We start from the raw sequence: 22,350 nt of genomic DNA on the forward strand, positions 1-22,350 counted from the left end.
TTTTGAATAATAAACTTTTATTCATCTCTACAATAGGAAATACTTAACTAACTTTTATTAATCACGCTGTTTCCGCGATACTGAAATACCAAAACTACAAAGAACAATTCCCATTGCAAACACTAACCAATTCTCAATTGAACCTGTATTAGGCAAGGCTCTATTTGCAGCATATTTAGCTTGATTTCCAGCATAGCTATATACTCGTTCGTTAGAAGTATTTTCTGGTATACTCTTTTCTAACGCAGGATTCAGAGAAATCATCTTGTGATCTACTTTATCGTTAAAGACTTCGTTTTGTCTTGTACGAGTATTTAAATATACTTCTCTAACAGCTTCATATTGTGCAGTTGCATCCAATTGATCTTGTAGAAGTGATTTAAGTTTAGCTTCCTCTCTTTCTACATTCTCAAGTGCAAAACGATGCTCTTCAACTGCATTGTCATAAGCTTCTTTTACTTTCATCAAATACGCATCAGCATTTTCAAGATGATCCAAAAGTGTTTCTAAAGCAACTAAGTTAGTCTTAAATTTAGAAATTTCATCCTTAATTTGACTTTCTTTAGCTTTTAACTCTTCAACCTTATTCTGACGGTTTCTGAGTTCTGCTTCATCCTTGGCTTTTTCAGCTTTAAGATCTGAAAGAACTTTAAGTTCTTTATCCAATTCTGCACGCGCATCTGCTAAAACTTTTTGTTTCGTTTGAATGTCTGCATTTAGATTTTCAACTGCTGATTGTGCTTTTGCATAACGAGTTTTGGCAGCAATCAATTGTTGAGAAGCTTCATCTAGATTCTTTTGTGCAAGAGGTGTCTTTTCTGAGATTGAGTTTAATCTTGCAATCGTTTGACTAGTAGTATTTAATGCCGCCAAATGTTTTTCATGAATTTTTGTGACTTCATCTAAATTGTTTCTTGCTGTCTTATCTGCTACTTTTGCTTTTTCAAGCTCCTCTTTTGCAGTTTCTAATGCTTTTTGCTTAACTTGAAGGTCAGCATTTAAGTTATCCAGAGCTGTTTGAGCTTTGATATATCTTGTTTCAGCTTCTTCTTTTTGTTGTTTCGCAGTGTCGTATTTCTTCTCTGCACCTGGAGTTTGATCAGGAACTGACATCAATTCTGCTACTAGTTTTTGAGTTTGTTTCAGATTTTGATTTGCATTTTGATTTTCTACTTTTGCTTTTTCAAGATCAGATTTAGCTTTTACTTCTGCTATTGTAGCCTGCTCTAAATTATCTTTTGCATTTGCTAAAGCTTGGCGCTTGCTTTGAATATCAGCATTTAATTGATCAAGTGCATCTTGAGCCTTATTAAATTGGGTTTGTGCTTCATTATAATTTTGTGTAGCGGTTTCCAATTTACTAGTAGCTGCAGGTGTTTGGTCAGGAGTAGCTTTCAGTGCATCTAATTTTGCTGTCGTTTCTTTGAGAGCTTTTGTACTTAAATCATTTTCTGATTTAGCCTTTTCCAAACGATTCTGTGCAGAATCATTTGCTGTATTTGCTGCAGTCTGCTTAGCTTTAGCAGCTGTTAATTCATCTTCCATTCTTGAAGTATCAAATGGAGTAGCTAGAGGTTTGGCAATTCCTTTATCATAGTAATCATCAACATTTACAAAATGATATTCTCCAGTTTGTTCATCTTTAACGTATTCAAGATGAGCATCTTGACCTTTAAATTTAATAAAGTGCATGCGCCCAACGCCATTGGCGGTAAAGCTATTTGCGGCCCCGACAGCACAAGTTTTTGTAGGGGCTTTTTCACCAATCATGAGTTTCATGTGACCGAAGTAAGCATGAACATCGTTTGTAATAAAGCTAATCACTGCATCATACACTTCACGATATAATTGAGACATTGTAGCTTTACGAGTTTCTTTAGCTTCTGAATAGTACCCTCCATATCCGAGCAAAGTGTTGTTGAAGCTCATATTTTCTCCAGCCCATGCAATTGACTCAAGGCCGTCTTTCGCCAGAGCTGAATCACTGTGTCCTGAACTATATGGTTTATTTTCATCAGCGTAAGCTTTTGCAATATTTTTAATCCCTTGAACAGATTCTTTAGTAACTATAAAATCATGGCTTCCCCAGACTTGGTCTTGCAGATTGTTTGCGAGAAGCACATAATATTGACTCAAAGCTTCAATCTGTTTATCTGTGAGATTATCCAAATCGACTTCTGAGTCATCGATAGGCAAAACAATATCCTTATTTGGCCAACCTTTGATAACAATATTTTGGTGTTCAGGAGAATATACCGTCTCTGGAGTACCAAAATCATACTTACTACCTGTGAACCATTTTTGAATAACATCGTTTAATGCATTTTTATTTGCATCTGAATTATCGGCAAGATAAGCCTTGTAAGCATCAATGACATCTTGAGGCAATTGAGGAATAGTGAGATTTTTAATTACTGCAATTTGTTTATTGAGCGTTTCAACCGCTTGATCAGCCTTCTCTTTATTCTCTTTTGCTTTCTGAGCTGCTGATGTAGCACTCGCTAGCTCATTTGAAGTTTCATTTACTTTTGCCTCTTCTTGGTTTTTCTGAGTAGTTAAAGTTGAAATTTCTGAAGCTTTCTTAGCATCATTTTCTTTAGCTGTTTTGAGCTCTGCTTCTGCACGAATCTTACTATTTTGTTTATTTGCTAAATCATTTGCTTTGCTATCACGATTTGCAATTGTCTGGGAAAGTTGTGATTCAGAAGCATCAAGATTACTTTGAGCTGAAACCTTATTTTCTTGAGCTTTCTTTAGATTCTCTTGTGCTTGTTTTTGTTTTTCTCCAGCAGATGACAAGTTTGCTGCAGTTTCTTGACTTTTCTTTATTTGATCCGCTTCAACTGATTTTGCATTTTTTAGTGCGGTCGCTTTTTTATTATCCGCTTCTTTAGCACGATCGAGTTCTTGTTTCGCTGTATTTTCAGTTGCTGCTTTAGCATCTAAATTTTTCTTAGCCGCATCACGTTCTGCTACTATTTCTTCAACGCCAGTACCATCTAAAACTTTCTGGGCAGTTTCTTTCTCTTTTTGAGCCTTCACTAATGCATTTGCTGCTTCTTCTGCAACCTTTTTAGCATCTGCTAATTGTTTAGCAGATACTTGACTAGCACTAAGTTGCGTTTTTTCATCAGCAGAAGCTTTACTGAGTTCTTCAGCTTTATTTTTGTCTTCATTAATAGCATTTTCCAAAGCCTTTTTCGCTGCTTCTTCTGCTGATTCTTTTTCAGCTACATCACTTTTTGCTTTGTCTCTTTCAGCAATGATTTCCGATGCTCCAGTACCATCAAGATTTTTTTGGGCAGTTGCTACTGCTTCCTCAGCTGTCGAAATTTTCTTTTCTTGATCTGAAATTTTATCTTGATCTTTTTTAATAACATCTGATTGCTGATTACGTTCTTTCTCAGCTTCTAGAACTTTATCAGATGCATCTTTTTGTGATGTTTCCTTTTTCTCAATATCAGCTTTTACTTCTGATATTTCATTCTTCGTTTTTTCAATTTTTTCAGGCGTAGCTGATTCTTTATTTGCCTCAGCATTCTTTAAGTCAATATTTGCCTCGGAAACTTTTGATGCAGCGGTTGCTTCCGAAGCTTTAGCGTTTACTAATGCACTTTCTTGATTTGAAACCGATTGATTCGTTTCTTCCTTGATTGTTCTTGCTTCTTCTACAACTTCAGAAGTTGGCGTTTTCGTTACGGTTGCAACCCCATTATGGACAAATACTCCGTCTACTTGTTTTATATTTGTAGACGAAGGAGTTTTCGATTCAACACTTAATGTTGACTCATTTGGCTGAGTTGCAGTTACTTCATCCGCTTGTACAACAGAAATTCCCGCAAAAGCCGTAGCTATTGATATAGCAGATACAGTTGCTTTGATCGTTTTCTTTTTCATAATTCCCACCTTTATGATAGAGTATTGAGCAAATTATCACTATTTAATTATAAACACCCGAATTATACTATATTTTAGCAACTTTGTAAAGTTGTATCCAACCTTTTAAGAACTAGAATCTAACCTTCTAAGACTGTAGAATAGTCTTACGAGGTGAGCAATGTCAGAATTACAAAAGTATATAAGCAAAAGAATACGGATTTTGCGGATTCAGTCAGGGATGACTCAGGAGCAATTAGAAGAAAAAGCAGATCTTGGCACCAATTACGCGTATAAGTTAGAAAATTTAGAGCCCAATATAAAAATTAGTACGCTTGAAAAAATTATAGAAGCTTTAAATGTTGATCTACAAACTTTTTTTGATTTAACACTTAAAGAAGAAAGTACTGACTTAGCACAGCTTATCGACACTATCAAATCTTTACCAGAATACAAACAAAATAAAGTCATTTCAGCTATTAACACAATTATTAACGAGACAAAATAAAAAGAGTGGAAAAGGATAAGTATAATAACGATTCCTTTCCCACTCTTTTTGTGCATAAAAATATTGCTATTAGCTATTAGAGCCTACGATTCTTGGGTAACCAAATGTCATATCAAGGTTATCTTTCTCGTAATTCTTGATCAATTCCCAGAAATCTGCAACTGATAACGCTGCAACTGATTCATGCCAATTGAATTTAAAAAACAAATCTAAGAGAAATTTAATTACTTGATGAACTTTGGCTGTCTGTTCTACAGTATCAAATGTAATCAAAATTTTCTCACACAATGGATCAATCAATTCAATTTCAATGCTATCATTTACAAAATTGAAAGACACTTCTTGATCCTGCTCATTCAAGATTGAGATATACTGATCCTCTTCAAATGTTGAATAAAACATTCTAATATTGACTTCTTCATTGTGATTAATTAACTCTGTAAGATATTGTTGGGTTAAATTAATCACATGGTTTTTATACGTTTTCATTTTGTTTTCCTCCGATTATTATTAAAAAATATTTTTCATTCGTGAATTTTCACGGTGGCCTTACTCTCTTTAATATTATTATTAAACGATTGTTCTTGAGCATCTGCTACCCCCTTTTTTTAAGGAACAAAAAAAGACAGTTCACCACTGCCTTTTTTTATCTATACTATTATTATGCCATTTTTTTGTAAAAATAAAAACAACATTTCCACTCCTAAAATAACGATGTTTTTCTTCTATCTTTATTTTTATAAAAATATGGCATACTATTATTATAAATTAAATTGAATTGAATAAGTAGAGCCATTAGTCATATGGGAGAAAGTTTGTTACCGGACACGGTTAACATACTTATTTCTCATATGCTAGTCATTGCAAAGGAAAAAACTAAGAAAAAAAGAAAGAAAATCTAAATGGTTATTCTCTACTGAATAACATGAAGTAAAGAATAACCATTTAGTAGATAAAAAAGTAAAGAAAAACGTGTTTAAGGTAAAATAAAAAAGGTAAAAATAAAAGTAAAAACTAAAAAAATAACTAGTTTAGCAAAGTAAAAAAATAATGTAATAAAAAAAGTAAAATAGAAAAGTTTTATTAGCTCGAACAAGCAATGACATCTTTATGATCCTTCCAAACATAGATCACGGTGAGTACTGAAAATCTATCGAAAACATTAAACTTCAAGAGTTAGCCTCGATGGGAAGAATCAAAAGCATACCCAGCTTTTAAAAAAAGGGTGGGAGGCAGTTTAACAATAATATGTACTATTTTAGATAGAAAGGAATGTATAATGCCAAGAAAAAGAAATTCCCTCAAGCACGATTTATTTATTGCAGCTTCAAAAAATATCACAAACAATCGAACGAGGACAAGCTATAAAAGAGCAATTACTCGCTTCACAAAGTGGGCTAAAGAACACAACATTAGGAAAAAATCAGATATTACTGAAGAAGCGATTCAACTATATCAACTAGATCTAAATGATGATCCAAAGCAATACTCTGTTGCTACAATTCATACTTATTTAGCACCTATCTGCAAAGCAGTTGATATCAATATGAATAGAATTAGAAAAGACAAGCGTTCAAGTGACAAAATTATCCGAGGTCGTGTAAAATCAAAAAACTCACAAGGTAAACATCAAGAAACAGACTCTCGCTTCTCTCGGCTGGTTAATTTTCAGAGGGCAGTTGGGATTCGTAGATCCGAATTAAAAAAATTAAAAGGAAAAGATATTCGAAAAGATAATAATGGAAATTACTATGTTTTAGTTCAGCGTGGGAAGGGAGGAAAATTTCAACCTCAACTTATTCTTCCTCAAGATGTTCCAGTAGTCCTCGATACTTTTAAAAATAAACAAGAGGATGATTATATCTTTACAGATGTGGAAATGAATAATCTAATCAATCTACATGGGATGCGAGCTCAACATGCAAGAGAGTGTTATTACTTCTACTTGAAGAAACTCCAAGATAATCCAAATTTCAAGGTGAATTTAAAAAATTTTTTAATAGAACGTTGGGAGGTTGGTCACCAAAATTTAAGGGATAAATCATTAAAGAAATTTGAAAAACAAAAGAAAAACTTCATTAATGAACTAAGAGATGAACCTTATAAAATTCGTGGATCAAACTATAAAAAAGCCTTAAATTCAGCCCTGCCTACAAAATATAATCGTTTAGCCTTGATGGCTGTCTCGGTCTTCCATCTTTCCCACTGGCGTCTATCCGTTACAGTGACCAACTATATTCTTTAAAGTATTTCATTTTCGACTAAAAAATGAAGAAAAAAAAACGGAAAAAAACAGTTTTTCGACGTTTTTATGGCATACTTAAAATATGGGTTGTTGTATGGCTAATAGTTTTAACACATTTTACAGACATGGTATAAATTTAAAGGAGAAAAAGATGTCAATTAAAAATCAGTTACAAAGAGAATTCAAAGGTTCAAATTTTGAAATTCGTGAAAAATTAATAACAGATACCTACTTCACTAGCTTTTTAGAATACGTTAGTTCACCTGAATCAATCTCAAAATTAATTGAAGAAGGCTATGCTGATAAAAGAAATCAGTTAAATGAATACATTGATTTTGCACTTTATCATAATTTAATTACTATGCGAAATAGTATTATTCAAGCTACTGATCTTGGTTTAGCTTGGGTGTGGTGGGCATATGCACCAGTTGAAGGCGATGATTGGATTTAGTTTAAAACATCACCATGCTTTCTGCATAAGGTAAAACTAACAAAGGGATTATATAGTCTATTTTGTTGTAGAAAAAAATCCCCGCCAAGATCTAACTTGGCGGGGATTTGGTGGGGAATAACTCCCCTCTTTAAGATTTAAATCACCTTAAGCAATTCTTAACCTTAATATACTAGGCTTTCGCATTCAATTTGCGTTACTCTATTATTTAAGAGTAACTGAAGCTCCAGCTTCTTCCAATTTAGCTTTGATTTCTTCAGCTTCAGCTGTAGCAACACCTTCTTTGATAACGCCAGGTGCTCCATCAACAAGTTCTTTAGCTTCTTTAAGACCAAGACCTGTGATTTCACGTACAACTTTGATAACGCCGACTTTCTTGTCGCCTGCAGATGTCAATTCGATATCGAATGAATCTTTAGCAGCACCAGCGTCAGCAGCACCAGCTGCAGCAACAGCTACAGGAGCAGCTGCAGTTACACCAAATTCTTCTTCGATAGCTTTTACAAGGTCGTTCAATTCAAGGATTGAAGCTTCTTTAATTTCAGCAATAATGTTTTCAATGTTCAATGCCATTGTTATTTCCTCCAAATAAGTTTTTATATTTTATGTTTTTGTTTTTTGTAGCTAGGCTACGCTGCGTAGCTTAGAATTAAGCTGCGTCTTCTTTGTTGTCTGCAACCGCTTTGACTGCAAGAGCAACGTTGCGCACTGGCGCTTGAAGTACAGAAAGGAGCATAGAAAGAAGTCCTTCGCGGTTTGGAAGAGTTGCAAGAGCAAGGATCTCTTCTTTTGATGCGACAGCGCCTTCGATTGCACCACCCTTGATTTCAAGTGCGTCAGCAGTTTTAGAAAAATCGTTCAAGATTTTCGCTGGTGCAATAACATCTTCGTTAGAAAATGCTACAGCAGATGGTCCAACAAACACAGATGCAAGATCTTCAAGTCCAGCTTTTTCAGCTGCACGACGCAAGATTGAGTTTTTAATAACTTTAAACTCAACTTCGCTTTCGCGAAGGTTGCGACGGAGAACTGTATCTTGCTCAACTGTCAAACCGCGAGAATCTACAACGACGATTGATGCAGCAGCTTTCATCTTTTCGGCTACTACGTCAACTAGTTCCGCTTTTTTAGCAATAATTGCTTCACTCATTAGTGTGTTCACCTCCGTAATTATTTTGCTTGGGGAATTTTTCCAAAAGAAAAACGCGCCCAAACCTAGACACGAAAGTACAATACGCTTCTTTTCATTGATACGTTTTGTCCTCGGTAGGATTTTTATGAGTCGAGCTCCCCTACTGTCTTAGGCAGTTTTTTCAAACCGTTAATTAGTTTATCACATAAAAAAAAAGAATGCAAGTATTTTTGCAAACTTTTTTAAATTTTTTTAATCCTTATAGATAGTCTTTGTACGATTGAGCCATGCATAGGCCAAGCCCATGATCACTCCTCCTCCTACCCAGTTACCAACAAAGGTAACAGCATAATGACGAAGAACATTGAAGAACTCTAAGTGAGGCAAATCTTTAGATATGGAATTAAAAGTAGCTAGTGAGAAAGAAGCAAAGTTTGCCGCAATGTGTTCATTTGTAAGAAATACAAACATATAAATTGCTGACAAAGCCAAAAGAACTTTTGCTGTTTCCTCTTTAAAGAAAAGGTAGGACAAAATCGCTACGTTAACGAAGATGTTTGCAATAACTCCCTCGAAGAAAACCAATTGATTCGAACGTTGAAGCTTCATCTCAACAACCGATCCAAGGAACCCTTTTGGATTTAGGTTTGCAAATGCACTTGTCTGTCCAAATAGGAAAGCCAGAAACAAAGCACCGACTAAGTTAAAGAATGTACAATAAAGTAGAATCTCTAAAGCTTTCTTCCAATTAATCTTCTTTAAATAAACACCAGCAGTAAGGTACATCATATTGGAAGTCGTTAACTCACTATTTAAGAAAAGTAAATAAACCAATCCCCAAGCAAAAATAAATGGAAACAAGAAACGACCAGAACCTGGCAAAAAGGTATTGAGAAGATCTGCCCCAACAATCCCTACTGCAGTACTCATTGTCAGAAATGCACCCGCAAACATGGAGCGAACTGCATAACGAGCTTTAGAAGCTGTGTACAGTTCTTCCTTCTTCTGACATGCTGCTTCTACCTTAAGAACAAAATTTGATTCTCCCATCTGAATCTCCTTGATTAAAAATTTTAGTTTTGTGAACTAATTCATTATATCATAGATAAAAAATTCTGAAAAGGCTTTCAGGAAAAAAGTAGCAAAAAAATATTCGATTTAAATCAATGTAACCAAAAAAATAAAAAAACAGGCACCTGCCTGCTTTTCTTTTACATTAGTACAAACGGTTAGCCCACGCGATATCCAAATTGAGGATTTCTTGAGAAGTGAACTGTTGGCGATAAGGATTATAAACTGTACCTGTAATACCACCTTGAACGTTTGGAGAATCATATTGAGTCAAATTATAGGTTTCAATGATATTGTTTAATTTTGCATAGTAGCTTGTATCTGTGGCATAAACACCCGTCAAAGCTGCTGTTGCATCTTGATAACTAGATGTATTGCTTTTCCATGCTCCTGCAAAATGCCCTTGTTTCAAAACAGCTACATAGTCTTGTAAAGATTCATAGTAGGATGGATATGAACGGAAGGCGTCATTAATGGTATAAGCATTTCCAGCGCCGTCATCTTCCCAGGTTTGCATAACAGCGGATTGACCTGCATAACTACCTTTAATACCAAAAAGGTTGTAATGTGGGTATGAAGAAAGACCAGACTGTCCTGCCCCACTTTCTAAAAGGGCTTGCGCAATCATAACAGAAGCATAAAGGTCATTTTCTTGTCCAAGCTGACGAGCAGACTCTCCAATTTGTGAAATAAAGGCTTCGTTAGGATCAGAATAACCCTGGTAAGTACCATCATTCGCTCCAACGGAAGTTACATGCTCGCTCATAGCAGCTGCAAATGTTCCAACTGCTAGAACTGAAACAAGTACCCCAAATATTTTCGTTTTATTCCGTATTTTTCTTTTCATAATTCAATTTATCTCCAATAAATTTTTATCATCTTTTATCTTTATAGAAATTATACCATATAAAAGAAAGAAAACAAGATATTTTTATTACACTTGTATTACAATTGCGAGATAAATCCAAAACAAAAATGACATTTTCATGTCATTTCATTTTATTTCGTAAAAGGCGTTTTCTAGGATAGCATCCCAAGACTTCTCTAAACCTTCCTTCGTTACAGAAGAAAAGATGATAAAGTCATCAGATGGATCAAACTCTAATTTTTTCTTGATAATAGATTCATGCTTGTTCCATTTTCCGCGTGGAATTTTATCTGCTTTGGTTGCTACCAAGATTACAGGGATTTCATAGTATTTTAAGAATTCATACATCTGAATATCATCTACAGAAGGTTCATGACGAAAATCAACCAGACTGACAACGGCTTTTAGATTTTCACGGCTGGTCAGGTATTCTTCAATCATGCGTCCCCACTTCTCCCGCTCTTTTTTAGAGACACGTGCATAGCCATAACCAGGTACATCCACTAAGCGTAATTTATCATCGATATTGAAGAAGTTTAACAACTGAGTTTTACCTGGTTTACCAGAGGTTCTAGCAAGATTCTTTCGATTTAAGAGAGTATTGATAAAAGAAGACTTGCCGACATTTGAGCGACCGGCAAGTGCAACTTCTGGAATCTCATCTTGAGGATAATGACTCTTATTCGCAGCGCTTAAGAGAATATCCGCATTATGTGTGTTTATTTCCATATTAAATCTTTCTATGCTGTTTCAAGAACTGGTTTTTCTGTTCCGTCAACAGCTTCTTTTGTGATTCGGACAAGTTTTACATCTTCTTGACTTGGAATTTCAAACATGACATCCATCATCGTTTCTTCGATAATTGAACGAAGTCCACGAGCTCCTGTTTTTCTTTCGATAGCTTTATTCGCAATCTCTTGAAGGGCTTCATCATCGAATTCCAATTCAACATTGTCATAAGAAAGCAAGGTTTGGTATTGTTTTACCAAGGCATTGCGTGGCTCTTTCAAGATACGGACAAGATCCTCAACTGTCAATTGTTCAAGAGCTGCAAAGACTGGAAGACGACCAATCAATTCTGGGATAATACCGAATTTTTGAATATCTTCTGCAACAATTTCTTGCATGTAAGAGCTGGATTCATCGATGGCTTTGTTATTCTTACCGAAACCGATGACTTTTTCACCGAGACGTTGCTTAACAATTTCTTCGATCCCATCAAAAGCCCCACCTACGATAAAGAGGATGTTCCTGGTATCCACTTGAATCATCTCTTGTTGAGGGTGTTTGCGTCCCCCTTGAGGTGGTACACTAGCGACAGTTCCTTCGATGATCTTCAAGAGAGCTTGTTGCACTCCTTCACCAGAGACGTCACGTGTGATAGAGACATTTTCACTTTTCTTAGCGATCTTATCAATTTCATCGACGTAGATGATGCCTCGTTCTGCACGCTCTATGTTGAAGTCAGCTGCTTGAAGAAGTTTTAAGAGAATATTTTCAACGTCTTCACCAACATAACCGGCTTCTGTCAAGGCTGTTGCATCAGCAATAGCAAATGGGACATTCAAGCTACGTGCTAAGGTTTGGGCCAAGAAAGTCTTACCTGAACCAGTAGGTCCAATCATGAGGATGTTTGATTTTTGCAATTCAACATCTGTCTCGTCTTCGCGCGTATCGTGGAAGTTAATGCGTTTGTAGTGGTTGTATACCGCTACAGCAAGGGCACGTTTTGCACGATCTTGACCGATGACATAGTGGTTCAAGATATTGAGCAATTCGATTGGTTTTGGAACTTCACTAAGGTCAGCAAGGACTTCTTCAGCAAGCTCCTCCCGGATGATTTCTTGAGCTAACTCTACACATTCATTACAGATAAACGCATTGTTTCCTGCAATGATTTTTTGGACTTCATCTTGACTCTTTCCGCAAAATGAGCAATAAACCATCATATCATTGTTTTGATTCGTTGGCATGTATTTCCTCTTTCTGTCATTTTCTGTTTCTATTTAGTTTAAAATAAGGTCATGTAAAAGGCGTGAATGGAATTCACAAGATTGGTAAAAGCATTTAGTAAGAATAAAATAGCGAGGCCAAACCGTTTTTTACGAAAGGTTTGTAAGGCGCAAATCAAACAGATGACACATAGGACAGCTGTAAAAAAACCAAAGACACTTCGCTCCATTAGTCTAAATCCTTTCTCTTGTAATAGTTGACCGTGAAATCGTATGGATTTTTCTCATCTTTTAAATGGGGAACTTGACGGACTCTTTCATAGTGACTCTCTTCAAATTTTGGTGCCAGTGCGTCTCCATCAATAGTTGCATGAATCATGGTCTGGATCAACTCTTCTAACTGATCAGAAAATAGCCTTAAAATCTGACTCCCCCCAATAATATAAAGATTCTTGTCCTGGTTTCGATACCAGTCTAAAACTTCTTCTTTGCTGTGCATAACAAGAACAGCGTCATTTTCAGGATCATAAGCCTGATCTTGGGTTAAGATAATGCTGGTCCGCCCCGGTAAAACCCGCTTTTTCATTCCATCAAAGGTCACTCTTCCCATGAGAATCGCTTGCCCCATGGTTGTTTCTTTGAAATGCTGAAGCTCTGCTGGCAGATGCCATGGCATCACTTGGTCTTTTCCAATGATGCCATTTTCAGTCTGAGCCCAGATACCAATAATCTTTTTCATTCTCTCATCCTTTACACTGATACTTCTATTTTATCAAATTTTCTTATAAAAGACTGATTTCAACTATCTTGTTTAGAAGATATTTTTTAAATATAAACAGAAAAAACCGCGAGGATTTCGCGGTTTTTCTTAGCCACAATTTAGCTTAGTCTTCTTTTTTGCGTTTTGCAAATCCGAATAATGAGAGACCTGCTAAAGCACTAAAGATTGCAAGACCAGCAGATGAAGATTCTTTTGTTCCTGTATTTGGAAGTTGTGCAGTAGGATTTTGTGGATCGATATACTTCACTTCTTCTTTCGTTTCTGGAACGATAGGAATCGTTGGCTCTTCTGGTTTTGGTTGTGGAGTAGGCTGTGGTTGTGGTGTAGGTTGCGGCTGTGGAGTAGGCTGTGGTTGTGGCTCTGGTGTCGGAGTTGGATCCGGCGTTGGAGTTGGTGTCACAGTCTTCTTGTAGATATGTTGAGTATTTCCATCTTTATCTACAACAGTCTTCACGAAGTCATAACCTGGGATTTCTTTCTTCGGTTGTTCCCCATCTTCTGTAGGGTTACCTGGGATAGGATCCCCATTTTCGTCTACGTATGAAGTTGTAACTTTTTCATAGACGTGTTCAGTATCACCATTAGGCAATTTCTTCGTTTTCACAAAGCGGTAACCTGGAATTTCAGCTTTTGGTTCTTCTCCATCAACTGTAGGATATCCTGGGATTTCCTTACCTTCTTTATCAACAAATTTAGTGATTGGAAGAACAGTTGGTGTGTAAGTTGCAGAAGCTTTTGTTCCATTCACATCTTCACGAACTACTGTTACTGCTGGTGCAGTTCCAGTAAATTCAGGTTCTGGTTTGAAGGTTACTGTTCCGTCTGGTGCTACTGTGTAAGTACCAACTCCTGGAATAGTCTTAGTTGTTGAACCATCTTCAAAGGTTGCTGGAACTCCGTCATTCATTGGTACACGGTTATCGCCTTCTGTGAAGGTTGGTTTGCCTGTTTGAGTGGCACCCTTCTTACCAATTGAAGTAGCTGGTTCTGCAGTTGGTGTAACTGGTGTTACAGTTGGTGTGTAAGTAGTGGTAATTGGTGTACCGTTCTTATCAACACGTTTCACGGTTACGCCTGTACCAGTTCCTGTAAATGATTTTTCTGGAACAAAGGTTACTGTACCATCTGGAGAAACAGTGTAAGTTCCTTCTCCTGGAATAACTTTAGTTGTTGATCCATCTTCAAAGGTTGCTGGTACATCATCATCCATTGGCACACTTGGGTTACCAGGTGTGAAGGTTGGCTTACCTGTTTGGGTTTGACCTTGGATGTCTGTAGATGTTGCAGGTTCAGCTGTTGGAGTCACAGGAGTTACAGTTGGTGTGTATGTAGCAGATGCTTTTGTTCCGTTCTTATCTTCGCGGACAACTGTCACTGCTGGTGCAGTTCCTACGAATGATTTCTCTGGTACGAAAGTTACTGTTCCATCTGGTGCCACTGTGTAAGTACCAACTCCTTCAACTGTCTTCGTAGTTGATCCATCATCAAATGTTGCTGGAACTTCATCATTCATTGGCACACGGCTGTCACCTTCTGTGAAGCTTGGTTTACCTGTTTGAGTTGCACCTTGTACATCAGTAGATACTGCTGGAGTAGCGGTTGGTGTTACTGGTGTAACTGTTGGTGTGTACATAGCTTTCACAACTGTACCATTCTTATCTTGGCGTTGCACCACGATACCTGTTGCAGTTCCTACAAATGATTTCTCTGGTACGAAGGTTACTGTTCCATCTGGAGCAACTGTGTAAGTACCTTCACCTGGAACAACCTTAGTAGTTGAACCATCAACAAATGTTGCAGGTACATCATTGTCCATTGGTACTGCAGGATTTCCTTCTGTGAAGCTTGGTTTACCTGTTTGAGTAGCACCTTGAATATCAGTTGATGTAGCTGGTTCTGTTGTTGGTACGACTGGAGTAATCTTAGGTGTGTAAGTTGTACGTGCAGTGGTACCATTTGCATCGTCCATTGAAACGCCTACAGGAAGAACTTCGCCTGAGTAAGCTTTGTTAGTTGGAGTGAAGATAACTTCACCTTTCTCTTTATCTACTGTGAAGATACCGATGATATCTCCTGCAGGTGAGAAGGCATTCAATTGATCAGTAGGGTTACCAGAATCATCGTAAAGTTTCAAGGTTGAAGGGTTCATTGGAGCAATTGGATCCCCTTCAGTGAAGGTTGGTTTGCCTGTTTGAACAATTCCTTGAGGAGCTTCTGATGTAGCTGGTTTTGCTGTTGGAGTAATTGGAGTTACAGTTGGTGTGTAAGTTGCAGAAGCTTTTGTTCCGTTCATATCTTCACGAACCACTGTAACTGCTGGTGCTTCCCCAACAAAGCGTGGGTCTGGTGTGAAGGTTACAGTACCATCAGCTGCTACTGTGTAGATACCAACACCAAGAACTTCTTTGGTAGTTGAACCATCTTCAAAGGTTGCAGGAACTTGGTCGTTCATAGGAACATTTTCATGACCTGCTGTGAAGGTTGGTTTACCTGTTTGGGTTTGACCTTGCTTGTCAGTTGAAGTTGCTGGCTCAGCAGTTGGGGTTACTGGTGTTACAGTTGGTGTGTAAGTTGCAGTAACTGGAGTACCGTTCTTATCAACACGTTTCACTGTTACGCCTGTACCTGTTCCTGTGAATGATTTTTCTGGTACGAAGGTTACTGTTCCGTCTGGAGCAACTGTGTAAGTTCCTTCTCCTGGAATGGTCTTCGTAGTTGAACCATCTTCAAAGGTTGCTGGCACATCATCATCCATTGGGATTGCAGGGTTACCAGGTGTGAAGCTTGGTGTACCTGTTTGTGTTTTACCTTGGATATCTGTCGATGTTGCAGGTTCAGCAGTTGGGACAACTGGAGTGATTTTCGGTGTGTAAGTTGTTTCAGCAACTGTTCCATTTGTATCTTTACCTTGAACCTTAACTGGAACCACATCACCTGAGTAAGATTTATCAGTTGGTGTGAAGGTTACAAGGCCTGTTTCTTTATCAACTGTGAAAGTACCAATTTCTTTACCTTCTGGTGATTTAGCAACTACAGATTCTGCTGGCTGACCATTTTCATCAAGAAGAGTAATGGTATCCTTATCGATTGGTGCAACTGGGTCACCTTCGGTGAAGGTCACAGTTCCAGTTTGAACCACACCTTGAGGTCCAGTAGATTCAGCTGGTGTTGCTGTTGGAGTTACTGGAGTCACAGTTGGTGTGTACTTAGCAGTAACTGGTGTACCGTTCTTATCGACACGTTTAACGGTTACGCCTGTACCTTCTCCAGTGAATGATTTTTCTGGAACAAATGTTACGGTTCCGTCTGGAGCAACAGTGTAAGTTCCTTCACCTGGAATCGTCTTGGTTGTTGATCCATCTTCAAAGGTTGCAGGTGTATCATCATCCATTGGAACATTTGGATTACCTGGTGTGAAGGTTGGTGTACCTGTTTGCGTTTGACCTTGTTTGTCAGTAGATGTTGTATCTTCTGCAGTTGGAGTTACTGGTGTTACGGTTGGTGTATAAGTCGCAGAAGCTTTTGTTCCGTTCTTATCTTCACGAACCACTGTTACAGCTGGTGCAGTTCCGACGAATGATTTTTCTGGTACGAAGGTTACTGTTCCATCTGCTGCTACTGTGTAAGTACCAACACCGTCTACAGTCTTAGTCGTTGAGCCATCATCAAATGTTGCTGGAACATCATCGTTCATTGGCACACGGCTGTCGCCTTCAGTGAATTCAGGTTTACCAGTTTGAGTCGCACCTTGGATATCTGTTGATTCAGCTGGTGTTGCAGTTGGTGTTACTGGTGTCACAGTTGGTGTGTACTTCGCTGTGATTTCAGTACCGTTCTTATCCACGCGTTTTACTGTTACGCCTGAAGCAGTTCCAGTGAATGATTTTTCTGGTACGAAGGTTACAGTTCCATCTGGAGAAACTGTGTAAGTTCCTTCGCCATCTACTGTTTTAGTGGTTGAACCATCTTCGAAGGTAGCTGGAGTATCTTCATCAATTGGAACATTTGGATTACCTTCTGTGAAGGTTGGTTTACCAGATTGTGTTTGACCTTGGATATCTGTCGATGTAGCATCTTCAGAAGTTGGAACAACCGGAGTAATCTTCGGTGTATAAGTTGTTTCAACTGTAGTTCCATTTGTATCAGCTGCTTGAACCTTAACTGGGACAACATCACCTGAGTATGATTTATCCGTTGGTGTGAAGGTCACAACACCTGTGTCTTTATCAACTGTGAAAGTACCAATTTCTTTACCTTCTGGTGACTTAGCAACTACAGAAGCTGCTGGTTGACCATTTTCATCAAGAAGAGTAATCGAATCCTTGTTAATTGGAGCTACTTCATCACCTTCAGTAAAGGTTACAGTTCCAGTTTGAACCAAACCTTGAGGTCCAGTAGATTCAGCTGGTGTTGCTGTTGGAGTTACTGGAGTTACGGTTGGTGTGTAAGTTGCAGAAGCTTTGGTTCCGTTCTTATCTTCACGAACAACCGTTACGGCTGGTGCTTTACCTGTGAATGATTTCTCAGGAACAAAGGTTACAGTACCGTCTGCTGCTACTGTGTAAGTACCAACGCCATCAACTGTCTTAGTCGTTGAGCCATCATCGAAGGTTGCTGGAACGTCATCGTTCATTGGCACACGGCTGTTGCCTTCAGTAAATTCAGGCTTACCTGTTTGAGTTTGACCTTGCTTACCAGTTGTTTCAGCTGGTTGAGCTGTCGGTGTTACTGGAGTTACAGTTGGTGTGTAAGTCGCGGAAGCTTTTGTTCCGTTCATGTCTTCACGAACAACTGTTACCGCTGGAGCAGTTCCAGTAAATGATTTCTCAGGTACAAAGGTTACCGTTCCGTCTGCTGCTACTGTGTATGTACCAACTCCGTCAACTTTCTTAGTTGTTGAACCATCATCAAATGTTGCTGGAACATCATCGTTCATTGGCACACGGCTGTCGCCTTCAGTAAATACAGGCTTACCAGTTTGTGTAGCACCTTGGATATCAGTTGTTTCAGCTGGTGTCGCTGTCGGTGTGACAGGAGTTACAGTTGGTGTGTAGGTTGCAGAAGCTTTGGTTCCGTTCTTATCTTCACGAACAACGGTTACGGCTGGTGCTTTACCTGTGAATGATTTCTCAGGGACAAAGGTTACAGTTCCGTCTGCTGCTACTGTGTAAGTACCAACGCCGTCGACAGTCTTGGTAGTTGAGCCATCATCAAATGTTGCTGGAACATCTTCATTGATTTCTACTGTTTTCTCAACGCCATCAACCGTTACAGTTCCACCCTTGAATTCAGGCTTACCTTTTTGAGTAGCACCTTGGATATCTGTAGTTTCAACTGGTGTTGCAGTTGGAGTTACTGGAGTCACAGTTGGTGTATAAGTTGCAGAAGCTTTGGTTCCGTTCTTATCTTCACGAACCACTGTTACAGCTGGTGCAGTTCCGACAAATGATTTTTCTGGTACAAATGTAACAGTACCGTCTGCTGCTACTGTGTAAGTACCAACACCTTCAACGGTCTTAGTTGTTGATCCATCGTCAAATGTCGCTGGAACATCTTCGTTGATTTCAACAGTCTTCTCAACGCCATCAACCGTTACAGTTCCACCCTTGAATTCAGGTTTACCTGTTTGAGTAGCACCTTGGATATCTTTTGTTTCAACTGATTTTGCAGTTGGGGTTACTGGAACGATTTCTGGTGTGTAAGTTGTATCCACCTTGATACCGTTTGAGCTTTCAGCTTGAACCTTGGCTGGTGTGACTGCACCAGTGTATGATTTATCAGTCGGTGTGAAAGTTACTTGACCAGTTGCTGGGTCGATTGTGAAGTTACCGATCACGGTTGTACCGTCTGCCGCATAAGCTGGTGTCGTTGAAACTTCGTTACCATCTTTATCTAGCAATGTGTAGCTATTGTCTTTAATGGTAATAGCTTTATCTTCACCATTTACTTGAACAGTTGTTCCTGCAAAAGTTGGTGTCCCTGTTTGTGTTGCACCTTGGATATCTTTTGAAGTTGCAGGGTTTGCAGTTGGAACTGCTGGCACAACAGTTGGTGTGTAGGTCGCATCTGAAGTAATGGTTGCAGTCTTACCATTAGCATTTGTAATAGTAGCAGTTGCCTGAACAGTTACTCCTTTTGCAGTACCAACAAAGTCTTTTTCTGGCGTAAATGTTACTGCTCCAGTCGTTGGGTCGATAGTATAGCTACCTTCACCTGCTACTGTCACTGTTGTTTCATCAGTTGGTTGACCAGTTGCTGGATCCACCAATTTCTTGCTTGTGATTTTCGCAGTCTTGTCGTTGCTTAATTCAAATGTAGGAGTTTGAGTTTGTGGAACGTTTTGGATATCCTCAGAAACCTTGTCTGTAGGAGTCACTGTGATTGGTGTGACAGTTGGTGTGTACTTAGCTGTAGCTGTCTTAACGTACTCCTTTTGAACCTTACCGTCTTTATTACGTCCAACTGGCGCTGACAATGTAACTTCCACACCTTTAGCTGTACCAGTAAAGCTTGGTTCTGGAGTGAAGGTTACTTCTCCAGTTGAAGGATTAATGGTGTATGTTCCTTCTCCAGCTACTGTTACAGATGACGCATCCGTAGTAAGACCTGTAGCTGGGTCTACCAACTTAGCAGGATAGTCTGCGCTTGGAGTGATTGCAATCTTGTCTCCATTTGCGTTAGTAGCAGTTGTGTTAAAGGTCGGAGTTTCTTTTTGAGTCGCACCTTGAACATCAGTTGAAGTTTTGTCAACTCCTTCGATTTCAATTGGAGTGACTGTTGGAACGTATTGACCATCCATGGTATTCAACTGACCATTAATGTTTGGTTCTTGATCTGGGAATTTTGTTGACCAACCAGTATCGTAACCGTTGTTATCTGAACGACGAATTGAGATACCATCAGCTGTTCCAAGGAAGTTATCTTCTGGGATAAATTCAACGTCTACGTCCTTACCGTTAGCAGTAATCTTGTACTTACCTTGTCCTGGAACGACATAGTAACCATCCGCATCAAGAGTTGCTCGGTTGCCATCTCTATCAACGATGTATGGTTCTACCGTTTCGTCAATAACGGCACTAGAATTAAGCTCATACTTGTGTTCTCCACGTGCTGTAAAAGTTACAGTTGCAGTTTGCTTCGCCCCTTGAAGACCAGAAGTTTCCTTAAATTCCCCTTTTGGTGGGTGGGTGATTTGAGTCTTGAAGTCTTCCACTTCCCCTGAGAAAGCCATACCCGTTGGGTTTTCAATCTCGTTCGCTTTCTTAGCGATACGAACACGAGCACCTAACTCTTTAACGCTTGGGTCGACGTAAGTCTTGCTGTTTGCAAAGGTCAACTCAACAGTGCCATCTTGTGTGATTGTAGCGAGATTTGAGCGTTCATCCTCATCGAATTTACCATTTTGGTTAAAGTCTACCCAGCCATAGATATGTGCTTCTGAAGCTCCATCCAAATGGGCTTGAACTGACAGCTTGTAGTTTCCTGGGCGTGTACGGTCCATCTTGATCATCTCATTGGTTGTCCCTTTGAGGTTATCCGGAAGCAATTGGTTAATTCCTTCATCGGCCGTAGTTGCCTTATCATCACCGAACCAGTCGAGAGTCGTATTCTCATCCATATCAGGACTCACGTTACCAAGATACGGTTGATTTACTTTAGCTCCAGTAACGCCATCTACAGTTGCAATGGTATGAACTGCCTTACCGTATGACTCAGGAGCATCCCCTTCATCAAGTGGGAAGAATCCTAGCATAGCAGACTGTTTACCACCTGAAGCGATGTAAAGTCCCACTTCAGATGCTCCGCGCGTCATTACGATTGGAACCGTTCTATTTCCTTCAGAAATGTTTGGTCCAAAGATACCGGTTCCTAAACCACCGGTAACTTTGTCAGGATTTCCAAAGTATTTCCAAGCTACTGGTTTCTTTTCTGGTCCAACTTCAGTAGATCTACGAAGTTGGTTTAAGTTGGTATTATTAAATTTAGGATTAGGTCCAAAAAGATTTTCAGTATCTTGTGGTTCATAAGTTACAGAAGTTTTTGGTCTGGTAAACTTTTTCCATTCTCCAATATGCTGCCAACCTTCTCCATTGGTAGTAAACATAACTAATTCACCTGGGTTAGCAGACTCCCCATCAGCCATAACAATAGCTGGCTTAACTGTCTTGCCACGGAAGGTTGCAGAGATTTCAAACTGAACTCCAATATTTCCACCATTCAAAGCTGAACTTATGGTAGTCTTCTTGGTTTTAGTATCAATATTCTCAAATCTGATTTCAGTCCAATTATTTTGGGCATCAGCGACGATTTTGGCTTCTTCACCATTGTTAAAAGCTTGCTTAGCAGCATTTGAAGTGACTCCACTTACATAACCATTTTTTGCATTTGGATCATAGGTTGCTTTTTCAGCTTCTGTAGCCCCTTGATTTTCCATCCGTTTCTTATAGATTTCAGTCGCTTGGAAAGGTTTCAAGGATTTGACTTTTACAGTAACTACATAACCAGGCATGATTTCCTTGGTATAGGTAGACCCAACTTGAAGAGCCAATTTTTCTTCTAAGTTCTCAGTTGGTTTAACTTCACTTTTAGGAACTAATACTGTAGTAGTTCCTGTCCAGTTAGCTACATCTCCAAAGTCCAACCAAGTAATCTGGCTAGCCATAGATTTGGCATCAAGATCTGTTGTAAAGCCAGGTTTTTCAACTTTTGGAGTTGAAGTTGCATCTTCAACATCATCCCCAATCAAGTTTGGATCATTGGCATCACCCAATGCACGGCGATTACGTTTTTTACCAGAAGTTTGGGCTGTCTCTTCCGTTGTTACAGTATTGTTTGCTGTTACACCTTGTCCAGCTGAAAGAGTTGGTGCTTCTTTTTTATCTGCAGATGTTGAAGCAGGTGCAGCATTATTTTCTGGCGTAGTTGCTTCTAATTTTGGTGTTGCAGCGGTTGATGTAGCTGTAGCAGTTGATGTTGCTGAAGCTGCTGTGCTTGTGCTACTTGCTTCACTAGTTGAAGCAGGTGCTGTTGATGTTGCTGCAGCAGTTGAAGTCTCTGGTGCAGTGATTGCTGCGTTTGCATCATAAGTAGATGTCGTTGCAGCTGTTGATGTTGCTGAAGTTGCTGTAGCTGTTGAAGTTGCGGACGCTTCTGACGCTGTTGCAACTGTTGCTACATTTTCACTTGTCGTATCTGTCTTTTCTTCTGCGGCTGCACTTGCTGCTGTACCAACCATGACAAGTGTCCCCAAAAGTACTGAGCAAACACCCACATTCAATTTACGAATTGAGAATCTGCTAATACGATCATTAAATAAGTCTTTCCCCATCTAATGGACCTCCATATTTATCTATAAATTAACATTCTTTTTAAAATTGTTTAGTTTTTACAAACCTTATCTATTTTAACAAAAACCGAACGATTTTCAAAACATTTTGACTCAAAAATGAGTAAAAATTTTTAGCTA

The 22,350-nt window shown here is 38.8% G+C and carries 13 protein-coding genes and 1 other annotated feature; of the genes, 3 read left to right on the forward strand and 10 right to left on the reverse strand.

The annotated features are described in order from the left end of the window. Positions 1–57: 57 nt before the first annotated feature. Positions 58–3,897, reverse strand: a complete 3,840-nt coding sequence (locus QM830_RS03595) for an SEC10/PgrA surface exclusion domain-containing protein (RefSeq protein ID WP_414256926.1) — start codon at positions 3,895–3,897, stop codon at positions 58–60. A gap of 160 nt (positions 3,898–4,057) precedes the next feature. On the opposite strand from QM830_RS03595, the gene QM830_RS03600 reads away from it, so the two are divergent. Beyond that, the gene (locus tag QM830_RS03600) at positions 4,058–4,384 is read left to right on the forward strand and encodes a helix-turn-helix domain-containing protein (protein ID WP_003013607.1); all 327 of its coding nucleotides are present in this window, start codon (positions 4,058–4,060) and stop codon (positions 4,382–4,384) included. Between the two features lie 69 nt (positions 4,385–4,453). Here QM830_RS03600 and QM830_RS03605 read toward each other — a convergent pair whose 3' ends face one another. Beyond that, entirely contained in the window at positions 4,454–4,873 is a 420-nt protein-coding gene (locus QM830_RS03605) for a hypothetical protein (protein ID WP_414325649.1), read from the reverse strand. Between the two features lie 790 nt (positions 4,874–5,663). On the opposite strand from QM830_RS03605, the gene QM830_RS03610 reads away from it, so the two are divergent. Both QM830_RS03610 and QM830_RS03615 read left to right on the forward strand, forming a co-directional pair. Continuing rightward, entirely contained in the window at positions 5,664–6,629 is a 966-nt protein-coding gene (locus QM830_RS03610) for a phage integrase N-terminal SAM-like domain-containing protein (RefSeq protein ID WP_003004844.1), read from the forward strand. A gap of 151 nt (positions 6,630–6,780) precedes the next feature. Continuing rightward, positions 6,781–7,080: a hypothetical protein gene (locus QM830_RS03615; protein WP_049493001.1), complete on the forward strand. Its 300-nt coding sequence runs from the start codon at positions 6,781–6,783 to the stop codon at positions 7,078–7,080. A 204-nt stretch (positions 7,081–7,284) separates the two neighbouring features. Here QM830_RS03615 and rplL read toward each other — a convergent pair whose 3' ends face one another. From rplL to QM830_RS03655, 8 genes are all read right to left on the reverse strand, one after another. Then, the gene (gene rplL / locus QM830_RS03620; RefSeq protein WP_003016256.1) at positions 7,285–7,653 is read right to left on the reverse strand and encodes a 50S ribosomal protein L7/L12; all 369 of its coding nucleotides are present in this window, start codon (positions 7,651–7,653) and stop codon (positions 7,285–7,287) included. A 76-nt stretch (positions 7,654–7,729) separates the two neighbouring features. After that, positions 7,730–8,230: a 50S ribosomal protein L10 gene (rplJ, locus tag QM830_RS03625; protein WP_009731084.1), complete on the reverse strand. Its 501-nt coding sequence runs from the start codon at positions 8,228–8,230 to the stop codon at positions 7,730–7,732. A gap of 38 nt (positions 8,231–8,268) precedes the next feature. Continuing rightward, positions 8,269–8,403 (reverse strand) — a sequence feature (ribosomal protein L10 leader region). 61 nt (positions 8,404–8,464) lie between these two features. Then, complete coding sequence (locus tag QM830_RS03630) at positions 8,465–9,262, reverse strand: formate/nitrite transporter family protein (protein ID WP_414325650.1); 798 nt, start codon at positions 9,260–9,262, stop codon at positions 8,465–8,467. Positions 9,263–9,428: 166 nt separating this feature from the next. Next, positions 9,429–10,130, reverse strand: a complete 702-nt coding sequence (locus tag QM830_RS03635; protein WP_414325651.1) for a glucosaminidase domain-containing protein — start codon at positions 10,128–10,130, stop codon at positions 9,429–9,431. A 147-nt stretch (positions 10,131–10,277) separates the two neighbouring features. Further along, positions 10,278–10,880 (reverse strand): ribosome biogenesis GTP-binding protein YihA/YsxC, encoded by a 603-nt coding sequence (gene yihA, locus QM830_RS03640; RefSeq protein ID WP_414325652.1) that lies wholly within the window; start codon positions 10,878–10,880, stop codon positions 10,278–10,280. A gap of 11 nt (positions 10,881–10,891) precedes the next feature. Continuing rightward, a complete protein-coding gene (gene clpX, locus QM830_RS03645) occupies positions 10,892–12,124 on the reverse strand; it encodes an ATP-dependent Clp protease ATP-binding subunit ClpX (RefSeq protein ID WP_414325653.1) in 1,233 nt (410 codons plus the stop codon). Between the two features lie 208 nt (positions 12,125–12,332). Next, positions 12,333–12,842: a dihydrofolate reductase gene (locus QM830_RS03650; protein WP_414325654.1), complete on the reverse strand. Its 510-nt coding sequence runs from the start codon at positions 12,840–12,842 to the stop codon at positions 12,333–12,335. A 145-nt stretch (positions 12,843–12,987) separates the two neighbouring features. After that, positions 12,988–22,212, reverse strand: a complete 9,225-nt coding sequence (locus QM830_RS03655; RefSeq protein ID WP_414325655.1) for a CshA/CshB family fibrillar adhesin-related protein — start codon at positions 22,210–22,212, stop codon at positions 12,988–12,990. Positions 22,213–22,350: the final 138 nt, after the last annotated feature.

Source organism: Streptococcus sp. OMI750 (genome assembly GCF_047463895.1).
Classification (GTDB): Bacteria; Bacillota; Bacilli; order Lactobacillales; family Streptococcaceae; genus Streptococcus.